Here is a 14,266-nt window from a genome sequence, read left to right on the forward strand (position 1 = left end):
ACAATCATTATGAAAAAGTATATTTTAACCAAGGCTGCTCTACTGGTTTTTATTTTCACCAGTGCACAAACCCAGGAAAAACTGGACACTATCTACGCCAACGATCATAAAAATGTTGCGCTATTTTTTCCCGAAGCGATTAGCCAGGGGCTTACTGGAGCAGCGCATTTTGTTTTTACCTATAACCGGGATAAGCAGCAGCACTTTGGGCTCCTGCAGGCCAAACCCGGCAAGGAAAGTAACTTATTGGTTATCGGAGCCGATGGAGCTGTCTTCTCCTATATTTTGAAGTATAAAGAACAACTTTCCAGGCTGAACTATTTTATCCCTGAAGCGCAAAGTATCGGAAAGGAAAAGCCAGTTGTCAAGGATTCAGTTAGGGACAAAAAACCGCAAAAGAACTTAAACAAGAAGGAAGATCATTACCGCAGATTCTGCAGCTACCTGCTGAGTAAAAAGCAACGCATAGGCCGCATAAAAAAACGCAAGACGGATATTATTTTAAGTGTTGAGAATATTGTTTTTAATAAGAAGCAGCTCTATTTTGTGATCGAAATTGAGAATAGATCCAGCCTAGATTATGATCTTAACTTTTTAAAATTGGCCATTGAAATGCGCAAAAAGGGAAAGAAGAAATCCCTGCAGCGTTTATACCAGGATCCGGTTTTTAAATACAATGTGCCGGCCAAGATTGGAAAAAATCAAACTGTAAGAATGGTTTATGTACTGCCAAAATTTTCCTTGTCTAAAGAAAGGAGGGCGATATTAGAGCTTAATGAAAAAGACGGAGAACGGAATTTGAAATTAAAGATTTCCCATCGGTTTATTAATGATCCTAATTGATAATATTGAAAAATTCCGACTTTAAAATTTTAAATTTTTGTGGCTTTTGCACCCCTGACAGTCAGCCTATAACCCTGTTTACTACTTTGTGGTTTCTCGGGAATGGTCATTTCAATCCTTCGGCAAGGGCAGGTTGCAAATAAATTTTTCTAAATTTTTCTCTATCGGAAAGTCCTTAATGGTATTGAAACTCACTTCTGCTATCTTCACCATTAATTACATTTAAGAGATCCTGAACATGCGGGGTGACTTGCGGGGTCTCTTGCAGGGTAATTTGGTTACCGGATTAGCACATAGGTTGTTAATTTAAATATTAACTAGTTGTTGGCTTGTTTGAACGGAGGTAGTTTTAAATTTCCCATTTCACTTCCTTTAGCCTTACGGAAATCCTCATCATGGATTTTAATACCTTCCCCTCTTCAGGAAGATCTCCGGTTAGCAGCTCCCTAAATGAACCAGAATAGGTTTTGCCCAGGGATTTCCAAACCATTTCTGTTTGGCTAAAGAACAAGGACTGGGATGGATGTTTTAATAACCACTCCTTGTCATTGGGGATAGCCTTATCATCGTCTTTCCCCACTTGCAGCAACATTTTTTCAAAAACATCAGATTTCAAAAACGAAGAAATTTTATCTTGTTGTAAAAGTTGATGCAAATCGTAAGTATGGCGAACCTTATCTTTTAAATCTTCCAGAGGGTCTTCGGTATAGGAAAACCTTATCAGGCTTATTATTTTCTCACAAAATGTACGTTCTATACTTAATACCGTAACCTTAAAAGGTTCAAGGTGATACGCATTGATAAGGTCTACATTATTAGTCGTGGCAATAAAAGCCGCAATCAGGGAATGGACACTGACTATTTCCGATGGATGGGATTTCCCAAGACTTGAAGCTTCTACTACAATATGATCCCGTATCTGGCCAAATGCACCCTCCACGCCTACTTTATCATACCCATAAACCACTTTTCTAATTTTGCCTCGTTTGTTTTCTAAAGGATGTTCGGGAATAACAGTCATCACAGGTTCCAGTACACCAGTGACTTTTTTGAGTTTTCGCTTTAAGGAATTATCGGTTTCCCCCTCCTCTTTTATAACCACCAAATCAATATCTTCAGAAAAGCGCTCAATTATGCCAAAGCATTTAGAAAGGGATGTTCCACCTTTAAACACGGCGAGTTGGCTGGTTGATTTATTAGTAAAAATCTCTTTAAGTGCTAAGGTAACCCAATAGTCCTTTTCTACATAGATTTCAGAAATCCCAAAGTGTTGGGCAGTAGCAACAATAGCTCCCTGAAATGCAGTTTTATAATTATGTAAATTCATCAGGAGATCTTCCAGTTTGAAATGGTGGACAATATATTTTCGGATATTCCGAATTCATAACTACTTAAATAATTAATAGTGTTTTTAAGCGGTTCCCCCACCTCGTTAAATGAGAGTGCCTCAAGAAGAGCACCTAAAAATGCCCTCACTTTGGGAGGATAGGATTTAGCAAACTCGACCAATTTAATTTTACCACTATCAGAAAGCGCTTTAATTCTTTTCTTCAAAAAATCAACACCCTCCTTTTTATCCAAATCTGGGATCTTTTTAAAGTCTTTCATTACATCCAATAATTGCAAGAAAGGAATAGTTTCTTTGGATACGGGTGCGTAACTTCTTGCAGGCTTTACAACCAAATTTCCAATCTTGGTTTTTATCACCTTATCCCAGCTGGCCACTCTTAGCGTTGTAGGGATTTGAGTAGTAAGGCCAAATTCATTATATAGACGAAGACCGGTTATGTATGCAATTGGCTCACCATCTTCAAAAAGATAATTATAAAGTAATTCTTCCTCACTTGGTTTTATTTCCCCAAAAATAGTTTGTTTGGGCTTATAGTACATACCATTTTTATATCTTTTAATCACCCCTCTTGCAGCTAACCTGCTTAAAGCTTTTGCAGCAGCAGAAAATTCGGTTTGGGGAATAGATAAGCTATCATAGGTAAATACCTTCCCGGTGTTTATACGATCTACTTTAGACTTTATGGATGTCGCAATATTCATAGCACCACAAATATAGTGAAATAAAATATGAATTGTCAAGTTTTTTACAGTATTTACTTGACACGTTATAAAATGAATAATAATTAATAACTATATTCCGCTTACTCAAATATAGACCTGGCCTCCTTATACACCTGTTCAAAATTAGCTTTCAGATCAGCTTTGGAATAAGGTTTTTGGTCTTTAGCCGAAGGGAGATCACGCCCAATTTTCTGCAATTTAAACTGTATTTTTTTATCCTTGCCATCGGCGTAGGTTATAAATTCTCCTTGTTTCAAACGGAAAAAGACATCGGCCCGGATTTTTGGGATTTCCTTCTCCCCGGTTGTCACCCTTGTGTCAAAATCCAGGCTATACCCGCGGTTGACACTGGTGGTAGGTTTTTTCACGATTTTAAAAAAGCGCTCGTAGTATTTGGCGGTATCAGGATCGTTAACCTTTCCAAAAAACTGGTAGGAAAGATTACTCAGGATCGCCTTACTGGCTTTATCCCCATACATCATATCGTTTTGGATCTTATCCTGCATTACGTAGATTGTAGCGATATCATAGCTTCTTAGGGTGGCAGGGATCCGGTGCATATTCAGCAAACGCAGTGTCGGTGCCTCTTCCATGAGCAGGAAAGACGCTTTGGAATTACGGACACTCATTTGTTTGGTAATGGTATGGATAATGGTGGCTATAACCGGAGAGTAGGAAGCTTCGTATTTGGGATTGTTCACTACGGAAATAACTGATGGATTCTCCTCACTATTAATATGAAGCGGAACTTCATCTTTAGAAAGTACCATAAAAATCTGTTGGGTACTGATCCTTTTAAGGGCATTGGCCAGGGTACTTTTTACCCCGGCCGTTTGCCGCTCAGAATCTTTACCGCTGATAAAGGCATCGGCCATTGCACGGGAAGTGGGATTGGTTTCCAAAAATTGGATCAGGCTATCGGTATCCAAGTACTGGTAGATGGCTATAAGGTGTGGGAGGGTGCAAAACTTCGGGTAATCGGTTTTTAATTTCCAGATCAGTCCTCCGATTAGCCCTTCTGCGGCATCATTAAAAAATTTTGTAGTCCCCGAGGTACCTGACTCTCGTTGCTCCAATAGGTTTTCCACCAAAACCCTGGAAACTTCATTTACGCTTTCCTCATTCTCCAGGTACCGTGGAGCGATGGGATTCACCCGATGGAGGATCTTATCAAAGGAAATAATCTTAAAGGGAATTTCCCGGTCTTTAAAAAGCGGGAAGGCCATTTCGGTAAGCTCAAAATCCTTATAGTCGTGAATCACCCCACAAAAATTTTCCTTTTGAAAATGTTTTAAAAAGCCATACACCACACTTTCGGTCTTCCCGCTTCCGGCAGAGCCAATAACGGAAGCACCGCGTTTAATATTCTCCAGTTTAAATTTTCCTTTGGTGGTTGAAAAACCGACCTGGTATTTTCTATCGATCTTATTATTATCCTCACCCTTATGTAAAAAAACATACATCAGTGTATTGACCAGCAGCAACGGACACCCCAAGAATAATAAAGCCGGAATCCACTGGTTATCCTGGTCCCCATACATGCCAAGGGCCACCATTAGTAATAAATTCAAAATAAAAGCAAAGCGGTTGATCAGCTTAAAACATATATAGAACAATATGCTTACCAGCCCGATGATCAGAAGCAGTCTAAAAAGGTTTTCTATGTCCATAACAATTAAAATTAAATACCGATTGAACTTGATTTAACGGCTACTTCTACCCCTTTCTTAAGCCTGTTAAAAATTTTGAGGGCAAGTTGTGCCTGCGAGGTTGGGATACTGGGCATCATCGGGATACCCGATTCCCGGATGAGCTTAAAAGCAAGTGCTTTTTCGTTAGTCGGTAATCCCATTAGCGCGGTAAAATAGTGGTTCGGGTTTTTAATAAATTCCTTTCGTGCCGTATAGGTTTCCACAAAATTGCGCTGGTAGCCGAAGGTTTTATCAAAGGTCTTTTCTGCTTTTTCAAAAAAGCGGTCTCGGTCAAATCCGCGTTTAACGGTCTTACCATTAAAATTAACTTCCGAAGCTTTGTATTTACTTCCCGGTGATAAGCTAACCGAATTGGAAGCATCTTTTCTACTTACGATAATATGAATATGGCTTTGGTTTCCTGCTTTGGGCATCCCCTGTACGATTCGCTTACCATCTTGCCGGTGTGGTGCCTGTGCTTCCAGTTTCTCAATTTCCTTTTCCCGTTTTTGAATACTTCCCTGCATCAGCCCAGTTTCTATTTTTCGGACTTCACTTTTGAGTTGAAGAATTTTAGTGGCGTAAGGCTGGTTTTCACGAACCTGGCGGTCGGTACCTTTAAAACTCCTGCTATGTTCGATTTTAGCGTAATATTTAATATCATTGATATTAATCGGCCTTTCGTCTATTTCACGGTTAAAAGAGGCCAAATAATCTTTCATCAGTTCCCGGGTATACCTTTGTAGATCCTTGCTACTATTTTGCAGGCGTTGTAATTCGTATTTGGAAGGGCTGACGGTTATGGAATAGAACTTCGGTTCTTTCTTTTTGAGCTTAGCGGTATTGTTATCAATTTCTTTGACGACTTTCTCCGGGGAAATGGCATCCTCATATTGATTAAAGAAATGTTCCTTTGCCCCTTCTTCTAGCCCTTCGTTTTCCTTTTCGAGGTAGCTAACAAAACCAGCCGAACTCTGGGAGTAATTCCCGCCTAACTTTTGAGGTGTGATGGTGATATACATAGCAGAGAATTTTTACAGGTTATTATCAGAAAAATTCTTATCATCCCTACCATCTTGTTCCGGTTGCAGAACGTCATCTTTTTTCTCCCGGAAAATTTTCTTTTCCAGGATGAGTGGTTTCTTTTGAGATGTTTCGGTTTGGAAAAGTGAGGCGATCATCGCCGCGGTGGGTTTGGTTTGCGTTTTTTCCATATCACGCATAATGGCAATAACTGCATTAATACGTTTCTTAAAAGAAGCTTCGATAGTCCTCCCGGTTGGGCCCAATCTTTCGTGGGGAGAAATCTCGTTATAGAAGAAAAAATCGAGCATTGTCTCCAGTGCTTCGGTGTGTGATTTGAAGTGTGTTCTTGAAAATTCCTGGAAGCGTTTAGCTGTTTCCTTTTTGAACCTGATGCCGATAAATGAATCCATAATTCGCCGATTTGTCGCAAATTCTTCCCTAAAAATGGGGGCTGGCAGGGCATTTGTTGCAAATTGCTTAAACCCAGGAATTTCAATATATTTCAAACAACTGATTTACAGTTATTTAAAAACGAAAAGGAGTGCTTAACATCGCGTAGCGTGTTACCCTCTTGCTACTCCTTTTCGTCCCGCAGCGCGGGACAAAAATTCCGTACAATTTGACCTGTTGCCTGTCCTGATAGACAGTCAAAAGCCACTTGCCAATTCCCGGAAAAAATTTCCGGATTAATAATTTTTTGATGTGCAGGTTATCGGCGAAAGTTAAAAATGGATACACCTGCGTAAATTTGAATGCTGAAGATCAGCGTAATAAAGATACATTTTTTTTATAAAATCAAGGCAAAGAATACTTAACGAATATTTTTTTTCTATATTTATAATCATTTGAATTTTTCATTTAATGATAGAAAGGAAAATCCAGGTAACAGCGGATTTTCCTTTTTTACTTGAACTGAATGTGAAATGCTCCTTATTTTTGAGCACAACCAACAAGACTAATTTTGTGTTTCTTTTGGAGCTGCTTTGCTTAAGATTCGTTGAGAAATCTTAAGCCAAAAAAACACCTCTAAAAATAGAAGTGTTTAAAATCTGGTTAGCATTGGCCAGGTAAATTACAGAATTCCCTCATCCGCAAAACTGTAATAATTACCATCAGGAATAAGAATAATATGATCCAGTACTTTAACATCAAAAAATGATGCCGCATTTTTAATTTTTCTGGTCAGGCTTTTATCTGCTTCACTTGGTCTAAGGGTTCCGCTAGGGTGATTGTGCAATAAAATTATTGCCGTGGTTAAGGACTTTAATACTACTGCGAATAGGATTCGAACATCGACCAGGGTTCCGGTAATACCTCCGTTAGAAACTTCATAAATTCCTTTAACCTTATTAGCATTATTGAGCAGTATAATTTTAAAAGTTTCCTGCAATTCAATATTATTTTTATTCCATTGCTCAAAGGCTAATTCTGCCGCACACCTGGAACTGGTTATTTTTGGAAGCAAATTTGTTTTTAAACTTCCGCTGTAGCTTATCGCTATTTCGTTAACTTTGGATTTCATTATTAGCTTATTTAAAGGGTTAATAATTAAAAGAGGGCGCAACTTTCCAAGGGAACGCCCTCTTTGTTTTTTGGGTTCTTAATCAGTTATTTCTCTATTTCCAAGAAAGAGGATTTCACTTACTAAAATTTCGGTAACATATCGTTTCTCTCCGCTTTGGGTTTCATAGGATCTGGAAGTTAGTTTGCCACGGATAGCCACTTCTTTACCTTTATCAACATATTTCTCGATAAGCTGTGCCTGTTTTCCCCAGGCCACTACATTGTGCCAGTCGGTTTGTTGAATTTTCTCTCCTTCCTTGTGATAGTATTCATTGGTAGCCAGTGAAAAACTGCTTACTTTTTTACCACTTTCGAAGTTTTTAATTTCAGGGGCATTCCCCACGTTTCCGATTAACTGTACTTGATTTCTTAGATTACTCATAATTAAAAGATTTAGATACCTGCTTTTTTTTGCAGGTTGATTAAACATTGATTTACTTATTATATCCGGAGCGTTTTCCTTTTTTAATTTTTTTATTTCGCTTCCGGGTATGTTGTTTTGAAATGATTTCATAATTGTTATTTGTTGATTTACTTCCTATAGAGCCGTTTGCTGTTACCTTTTTTGATGCTGATACATTTTCAATATTTAGAATTAGGGAAGGTTTATAAAAAGGAGGGACGACTGGCTTATGCAACCTGTACTAACTTCTAAATATTGGTATTTTGCATTACAAAAAAGGTAGGGACAGCAACGGCCGGGAAGGAAATGGAAATACTGAAATTGAGAAACAACCGGAAGTGAAGTAAAAGCAAGAATGGAATTCCGATTTAGCGGGCGTCCTTTTTTACTTCGTTAAGTATAAAACTACACGAGGAGCGATAACTACTATATGTCAGATACATCTTAGGAAAATAAAAAGGATGCCCAAGATATTCTTAGGGAAGCTCTTTACCCGAAATGGAGCATTTCGCAGAATGAAGCGGTAATGTGCTGACCGATTTACAACCAGAAGGTCTTTGAAATTAGTGGTCATAATCTCTTAAATGTATGAAGCAGAATATTTATACTAACTATTATTTAAGAATTTGCTTAAATACGTATTTTATTATACTTTTGATCTCTAAATAATAGATTAACCATGGAAATTTCGTGTACAAGAGCTCAGGCTGATCATCAACAACTTCTTAATTGCAAAAACACTTTGGAAAGAATGGATGATAATTTTCAAGATATGACCAAACTACTATCGATTGCTGGTAGTGAAGTACGCTTAAAAATTTTATTCCTTTTGAATATGGAAGACGAATTATGCCCTTGTGATATTGCTGATATTTTAGAAATGAGTGTACCGGCAATATCCCAACACATCCGCAAAATTAAAGATGCAGGTTTTATCTCTTCAAGAAGAGATGGGCAAACGTTGTATTATTCATTAGTGAAGGATAAAACAGCGGTACTTGATGCTGTTTTCACTACAATTAAAATGGTTAAAAAAACTGCGTAAAATGAAATCATCCAATATGTCCAACAGCCCAGCTTTTGTTAGCTTGCTTACTGCAGTAACTGCTTCTGTATGTTGTATTACTCCCCTCCTGGCAATTTTAGCAGGTAGTAGTGGACTTGTCACCACATTTTCCTGGATAGAACCCTTTCGTCCTTATTTGATTGCGCTTACTATAGGAATTCTTGGTTTGGCCTGGTATTTAAAATTGAAACTTAAAACACAAGAAGAAATAGATTGTGCCTGTGATGAGGAAGAAAAACCATCTTTTTGGCAGTCCAAAAATTTTCTGTTCATGGTAACAGTATTTGCCGGATTGATGCTGGCTTTCCCTTATTATTCCAATATATTTTATACACAGCCCAGTAAAGATATAGTGTATGTTTCTCAATCAAACATAATAAAGCACACCTTTGAAGTTGAGGGAATGACCTGCGCAGGCTGTGAAGCCCACGTAGAAAGTGAGGTAAATAACCTAGATGGTATTTTATCAGTCAAGGCGAGTTACGCAAATACTAATACCGTGGTAGAATATGATAAAACTAAAGTCGATTTAACCGCAATCAGAAAAGCAATAAATACAACTGGTTATAAAGTAATCGATACAGAAAATAAAAAAGAGAAGTAGATGAAAAAATATGATGTATTTGTAATAGGTTCCGGGATGTCAGGTATGACTGTTGCTAATAAATGTGCCTCCAAAGGCCTTAAGGTGGGCATTACTGATGAACTTCCCTACGGTGGAACCTGTGCCCTAAGAGGCTGTGATCCTAAAAAGGTGATTATAGGAGCAACGGAAGTACGTGATTTTGCCCAAAGACTTAAAGGAAATGGAATAGATACTGTGCCTGAAGTCAATTGGGAAGATATTATGGCTTTTAAGCAATCTTTTGTCGATGCCATGCCTCCTAAAATTGAAAAAGGATATAAGAATAAAGACATAGACACCTATCACACTTCAGCTAAATTTTTATCTGATAACACCTTACAGTTAGGTGATGAAGTTATTGAAGCTGGGAAATTCGTGATCGCAACAGGTGCAAAACCCTGGGTACTGGATTTTGAAGGTGGAAAATTAGCACTTTCAAGTACAGATTTCCTTACCCTGAAAAAGCTACCTGAATCACTTTTATTTATTGGAGGAGGCTACATTGCCTTTGAATTTGCCCATATCGCTGCGCGGGCCGGTGCCGATGTAACCATATTACATCGTGGTGATCATCCATTGGAAAACTTTGACCATGACATTGTACAACATCTTGTGAATGCAACGCAAAACCTGGGAATTAAACTGGTTTTGGAAACTGAAGTCTCAAAAATTGAAAAGAAAGAAGATCATTTTGTAGTAACAGGAAAATCCAATGGAAAAGAGGTAACTTATAGGACTGACTCTGTCTTTAACTCGGCCGGTCGTCCTCCCGCTATTTTTGATTTAGATTTGGAAAAAGCAGGGATATCTTTTTCAAAAAAAGGAATCCTGGTCAACGAATACCTTCAAAGCACCTCTAACCCTAATATTTATGCAGCAGGAGATTCGGCAGATTCCAGAGGCTTGCCCCTTACACCGGTCGCGGTGATGGAAGGACATGTTGTAGCATCAAACATCATCAAAGGGAACAAGAAAAAAGTTAATTATCCACCAATGCCTTCCGTAGTTTTTACTTTACCTACCCTGGCATCAGTAGGATTGACCGAAGCAGAAGCCAAATCAAAACAGATAGAATATCAGGTCAATTATAACAATGCGGAAAGCTGGTTCAATGCAAAAAGACTGAATGTTAAAGAATATACTTATAAAACGATTATTGATAAAGAGAATCAGACTATTCTTGGGGCACATTTAATAGGTCCTAACACAGAGGAAACCATCAATTTATTCGCCATGGCAATAAAGACCAAAATGAAAATCAATGAGTTAAGGACGATGATCTTTACGTATCCGACTATGTCATCGGATATTCCTCATATGCTTTAAAAACAAATAGATTATGGAAATAGAACTAGTTTCTACCATTAAATGTCCTGGTTGCGGACACACAAAAGAAGAGGAAATGCCCACAACAGCCTGTCAGTTTTTTTACCAATGTGATAATTGTAATCATTTATTAAAACCAAAAGAAGGTGATTGCTGTGTTTATTGTTCTTATGGTAATGTTGCCTGTCCACCCATTCAGGAAGGAACAAATTGCTGCTAAAAATTTAAAATACTTTTGGTGACCTCCCCCACTCCAGATGTATCTTGCTGAAAATTAAAAGTATGATTCCTAGAGATCTAAGTAAAGATATAAAAACTCGCTTGCAGAGCATCAGCGGCCAGCTTAACGGACTTATAAAAATGCTGGATGAAAATAAAGATCCAGAAAAGATTCTGATCCAGTTCAAAGCGGCGCAAAAAGGACTTGATAAGGCGCATTTTCTTCTTTTAGATGAAGTGTACCGCAAAGCGCTGGCGATCAAAATTTCAGAAACTGTGGAAGCCTGTCCCGGTAATTGCGGTAATGAAGAGCGAATTGAATTTATTCGCAAACAATTTCCCGACCTTGAGCTTAACAGCCTTACCGATAAAATGAAGGAGATTGATGAACTTAAACGAAGGCTGGAATCTTACATTTCCGAAAATAGATCAGAGTAAAACATTCAAAAATTTTCCATTTAATTTTAATACTAATAAAAATCTGTCGTAAAAAAGCAGGTTTTTTTATTTGGAGACCACCCCGGTTCCGCTCTTATCTTTGGATTGTTCTTTAATAAGAAGGATAAAACTGATTGTTAATTTAAATTCAAAAAAAAATGAAAAGACAAATAGAAATATTTACGGCAAATTGTCCGGTTTGTGATCCGGTTGTAAAAATGGTGAAAGAGTTGTCCTGCGATAGTTGCGAGATTACCACCTATAACCTGGTGGAACAATATGAGGATAAAACCTGTATAGACAAAGTGCAGGAGTACGGTGTAAAGAGAATTCCCTCGGTGGCGGTTGATGGAAAATTGCTTGAGTGCTGTACAAAAAATGGTATAAGCAAAGAAAAACTTATCGAATCAGGAATAGGAAAAGCCAGTTAGCAAAACCATCGTACTGAAATTAAAATCTGAAACTTTTTATGGCAGCCATTTTTGGCTGCCTTTTTTTTTAATCAAATTAAAATGTTAAATCTTTATTAATCGGCTTGCCTATCCCCCGGGCTATGAGTCGATATTTGAAAAGAGGTTCGGCTCTTAATCTTTTATTTCTGATTTCCGAGCAAATCTGGAAGTAACTAAAACCATTTAAATTATGAAACCATTAAGTTCAGAAATGCAAAAATGTATCGATGATTGCAACGCCTGCATTTCTGCGGCGAGAATTTGCCTTGACCAACATTTGGGGGAACCCGACATGAAACAATGCCACAAATTTTGTCTGGATTGTATTGCTTTATGCAGTGCGTGCGTCCAGCTATTAGCCAGCCAGTCTGATTACTCAAAACGTGTTTGCGGAATTTGTGCCGACTTATGTAAAGCCTGTGCTGATGAATGTGCAAAGTTTGACAGTGAAGTTTGCCAGCAATGCGCAGAAAAATGTCGAACCTGTGCCGAAAGCTGTAAAGAAATGGCAGCTTAAAAAAAATGTGAAATTTTTTTTAAAAGGAGCGGCTAAAAAGTTGCTCCTTTTTTATAAATGGGATTATAAAGTAGGGAAAAATACTATCCAATCTCTCATCCACAACCACCTATAAAAAAAAGCCTCTAGAAGTTTGGATACTACCCGGGCTTCCGGTGTACATTTAATCCCTTGTTTAAAAAAATAAAGATGTTTGCCAAAATAAAAGAAGATTTTGTAAGTATAGGATCGCTATTCACCTCCGTTTCCACACTCTTATGTTGCGCGTTACCATCATTATTGGTAGCTCTGGGAATGGGAGCTGTGGTGGCCGGCCTGGCTTCAGATATTCCCTGGTTGTTTAGCCTGAGCCGCTATAAAAGCTGGACTTTTTTGATTGCCGGGGTAATGATTGGCTTTAACTTTTGGCTTTTCTACGGAAGAAAACGGCAGCAGAGTTGTGAAATAGACGAAGACGGAAATGAAACGGCTTGTGATACAGCAGCTAAATGGAGCAAAGGGATCTTGTGGTTTTCCTTTGTGTTATATCTCTTTGGACTTTTTGCAGCCTATTTACTTTTTCCCATTCAAAAATTTTTAGAATTATAATATAATTAAAATGAAGACATATTTTTTGATCCTGGGTATAGGATTATTGACGTTGTATCAAGTAGAAGCCCAAGGACATGGCCCTATTTATGGTTTGCAGACGCCCACTCTGGCGAAAGGCGGTATAAACATGAGCGCTGCCGGAATGAGTATAGCGACCGAAGACGATGCCTCTTATATGCTTCGGTATACATTTTTCTATGGCATTACGGAAGATTTACAGGTTACCCTTACCACTCCTACTGTGATTGAGCGTCTGGAAAATGCTCCACGAACCCGTGGAAATAGTATGATGCCTTCCAATGGAGATATCGAGGCTGCTTTGTGGTATCGTTTTTTTTCAAATGCTTTTGGGGTAGGAAAGAGGTTTGAATCCACAGCAATTTTAGGTGTATCTGCCCCTACTGAGGATGTTCGCGGACAGGTGAATGTAGGGAACTCTATCCATGGGGCCATTTCTACGGGATATGCCTCACGTACCTGGAACGCCTGGTTAGGTGGCGGTTACCAATATTATTTTGAAAAGGACAACCAGCAATTAGGCGATTTACCCTATGCAAGCATGGTGATAGGTTATCGTCCCGATGTTTTTATGGGGGATTATCCTAAACCCGATTGGCGGGTTTTTATTGAATCATTAGTCGAGTTTCCAGGAGACAATAAATATACCGGTCAACAAAATTTTACAGACGAACGTAGCAAAAAAGTATTAGTGGGACCTTCATTCTTAGGACTTTACGGGGCTTGGGGTATTTCTTTCGGAGCGCTGTTTCCAGTGGTACAGGATTTAACCCCAAAGGCAATCAAAGAAAACTATCGGGTATCCATTAATTTAAGTTATTGGTTATAGTATAAATAAATTTAATAAAATAAACAGATGAAAAAAATAGTATTATTAATTGTAGTTGTGGTATTTGGAAGTTTTAGTTCCAATGCCCAGATTCAGAAAATAGATCAGGAAGTATTTGGAATGGACTGTGCCCCCTGTGCTTATGGACTGGAGCGAGGTCTTGAAAAATTGGATGGCCTGGAAAAAGTGCAGGTTAGCCTGAATGACGGTAAAGCTTATCTTGATTTGGCAAATAACAATAACTTGAGCCTTAGGCAAATTCAGGAGGAAGTAAAAAAGAATGGTTTTTCAGCTAAGAATGCCGAAATAGTTATAAAGGGCAACTTCGTTGAGCAGGATGGCACTTATGCAATACAAACCGGGAAAGAAACTTTTAAGATAGCTGAAGCAACTTCTACCAACTTACGTTCCAGGTTAAAACCCGGAATTGTAAAAGTAAAAGGGATAGTTCAGGATGAAGAAGACGGTAATTTAACTAATAAGTGGAAATTAAATATCACCCAGGTTTATTAGCCGGAAAAAGGGAGTTTTAAAGAACATTAATTAATGGCGGACTCTACATCGAGCCCGCCAATTTTTTTTAAAA

At 38.3% G+C, this 14,266-nt stretch carries 19 protein-coding genes; 11 read left to right on the forward strand and 8 right to left on the reverse strand.

The features are described from left to right. Positions 1-9: 9 nt before the first annotated feature. The gene (locus ACW6NC_RS04025; protein WP_457863893.1) at positions 10-843 is read left to right on the forward strand and encodes a DUF4138 domain-containing protein; all 834 of its coding nucleotides are present in this window, start codon (positions 10-12) and stop codon (positions 841-843) included. A gap of 29 nt (positions 844-872) precedes the next feature. On the opposite strand, the gene ACW6NC_RS04030 is transcribed toward ACW6NC_RS04025, so the two are convergent. The 8 genes from ACW6NC_RS04030 to ACW6NC_RS04065 all read right to left on the reverse strand — a co-directional run bounded on the left by ACW6NC_RS04030 (position 873) and on the right by ACW6NC_RS04065 (position 7,578). Next, the gene (locus ACW6NC_RS04030) at positions 873-953 is read right to left on the reverse strand and encodes a hypothetical protein (protein WP_349254648.1); all 81 of its coding nucleotides are present in this window, start codon (positions 951-953) and stop codon (positions 873-875) included. 239 nt (positions 954-1,192) lie between these two features. Next, a complete protein-coding gene (locus ACW6NC_RS04035; protein WP_133549880.1) occupies positions 1,193-2,170 on the reverse strand; it encodes a nucleotidyl transferase AbiEii/AbiGii toxin family protein in 978 nt (325 codons plus the stop codon). Beyond that, complete coding sequence (locus ACW6NC_RS04040) at positions 2,170-2,934, reverse strand: DUF6088 family protein (RefSeq protein WP_457863894.1); 765 nt, start codon at positions 2,932-2,934, stop codon at positions 2,170-2,172. The genes ACW6NC_RS04035 and ACW6NC_RS04040 overlap by 1 nt, the downstream gene beginning before the upstream one ends. A gap of 62 nt (positions 2,935-2,996) precedes the next feature. Then, positions 2,997-4,586 (reverse strand): type IV secretory system conjugative DNA transfer family protein, encoded by a 1,590-nt coding sequence (locus ACW6NC_RS04045; protein WP_457863895.1) that lies wholly within the window; start codon positions 4,584-4,586, stop codon positions 2,997-2,999. An 11-nt stretch (positions 4,587-4,597) separates the two neighbouring features. Continuing rightward, positions 4,598-5,629 (reverse strand): MobB family relaxase, encoded by a 1,032-nt coding sequence (gene mobB / locus ACW6NC_RS04050; protein WP_457863896.1) that lies wholly within the window; start codon positions 5,627-5,629, stop codon positions 4,598-4,600. 12 nt (positions 5,630-5,641) lie between these two features. Beyond that, positions 5,642-6,043: a BfmA/BtgA family mobilization protein gene (locus ACW6NC_RS04055; protein ID WP_457863897.1), complete on the reverse strand. Its 402-nt coding sequence runs from the start codon at positions 6,041-6,043 to the stop codon at positions 5,642-5,644. 662 nt (positions 6,044-6,705) lie between these two features. Next, positions 6,706-7,155, reverse strand: a complete 450-nt coding sequence (locus tag ACW6NC_RS04060) for a JAB domain-containing protein (RefSeq protein ID WP_037317162.1) — start codon at positions 7,153-7,155, stop codon at positions 6,706-6,708. A 78-nt stretch (positions 7,156-7,233) separates the two neighbouring features. Next, positions 7,234-7,578, reverse strand: a complete 345-nt coding sequence (locus tag ACW6NC_RS04065; protein ID WP_037317165.1) for a single-stranded DNA-binding protein — start codon at positions 7,576-7,578, stop codon at positions 7,234-7,236. Between the two features lie 700 nt (positions 7,579-8,278). Here ACW6NC_RS04065 and ACW6NC_RS04070 point away from each other — a divergent pair. The 10 genes from ACW6NC_RS04070 to ACW6NC_RS04115 all read left to right on the forward strand — a co-directional run bounded on the left by ACW6NC_RS04070 (position 8,279) and on the right by ACW6NC_RS04115 (position 14,193). Next, on the forward strand, positions 8,279-8,644 hold the full coding sequence (locus tag ACW6NC_RS04070) for an ArsR/SmtB family transcription factor (protein ID WP_093406103.1): 366 nt from the start codon (positions 8,279-8,281) through the stop codon (positions 8,642-8,644). Between the two features lies 1 nt (position 8,645). After that, positions 8,646-9,269 carry a mercuric transport protein MerTP gene (gene merTP, locus ACW6NC_RS04075; protein ID WP_133549886.1) on the forward strand — a complete coding sequence of 208 codons (624 nt, stop codon included), beginning with the start codon at positions 8,646-8,648 and terminating at the stop codon, positions 9,267-9,269. After that, positions 9,270-10,616, forward strand: coding sequence for a dihydrolipoyl dehydrogenase family protein (locus tag ACW6NC_RS04080; RefSeq protein WP_457863898.1), 1,347 nt, complete (start codon positions 9,270-9,272; stop codon positions 10,614-10,616). Between the two features lie 13 nt (positions 10,617-10,629). Continuing rightward, positions 10,630-10,836, forward strand: a complete 207-nt coding sequence (locus ACW6NC_RS04085; RefSeq protein WP_457863899.1) for a GDCCVxC domain-containing (seleno)protein — start codon at positions 10,630-10,632, stop codon at positions 10,834-10,836. 62 nt (positions 10,837-10,898) lie between these two features. Beyond that, positions 10,899-11,273 carry a metal-sensitive transcriptional regulator gene (locus ACW6NC_RS04090; RefSeq protein ID WP_208225765.1) on the forward strand — a complete coding sequence of 125 codons (375 nt, stop codon included), beginning with the start codon at positions 10,899-10,901 and terminating at the stop codon, positions 11,271-11,273. A gap of 158 nt (positions 11,274-11,431) precedes the next feature. After that, complete coding sequence (locus ACW6NC_RS04095; protein ID WP_457863900.1) at positions 11,432-11,704, forward strand: thioredoxin family protein; 273 nt, start codon at positions 11,432-11,434, stop codon at positions 11,702-11,704. A gap of 404 nt (positions 11,705-12,108) precedes the next feature. Continuing rightward, the gene (locus ACW6NC_RS04100; RefSeq protein ID WP_156101173.1) at positions 12,109-12,357 is read left to right on the forward strand and encodes a hypothetical protein; all 249 of its coding nucleotides are present in this window, start codon (positions 12,109-12,111) and stop codon (positions 12,355-12,357) included. A 74-nt stretch (positions 12,358-12,431) separates the two neighbouring features. Further along, complete coding sequence (locus ACW6NC_RS04105) at positions 12,432-12,830, forward strand: hypothetical protein (RefSeq protein WP_037314326.1); 399 nt, start codon at positions 12,432-12,434, stop codon at positions 12,828-12,830. A 10-nt stretch (positions 12,831-12,840) separates the two neighbouring features. Next, positions 12,841-13,680: a hypothetical protein gene (locus ACW6NC_RS04110; RefSeq protein WP_457863901.1), complete on the forward strand. Its 840-nt coding sequence runs from the start codon at positions 12,841-12,843 to the stop codon at positions 13,678-13,680. Between the two features lie 27 nt (positions 13,681-13,707). Then, positions 13,708-14,193 carry a heavy-metal-associated domain-containing protein gene (locus ACW6NC_RS04115; protein WP_034892175.1) on the forward strand — a complete coding sequence of 162 codons (486 nt, stop codon included), beginning with the start codon at positions 13,708-13,710 and terminating at the stop codon, positions 14,191-14,193. Positions 14,194-14,266: the final 73 nt, after the last annotated feature.

The organism is Salegentibacter profundi (assembly GCF_054121475.1).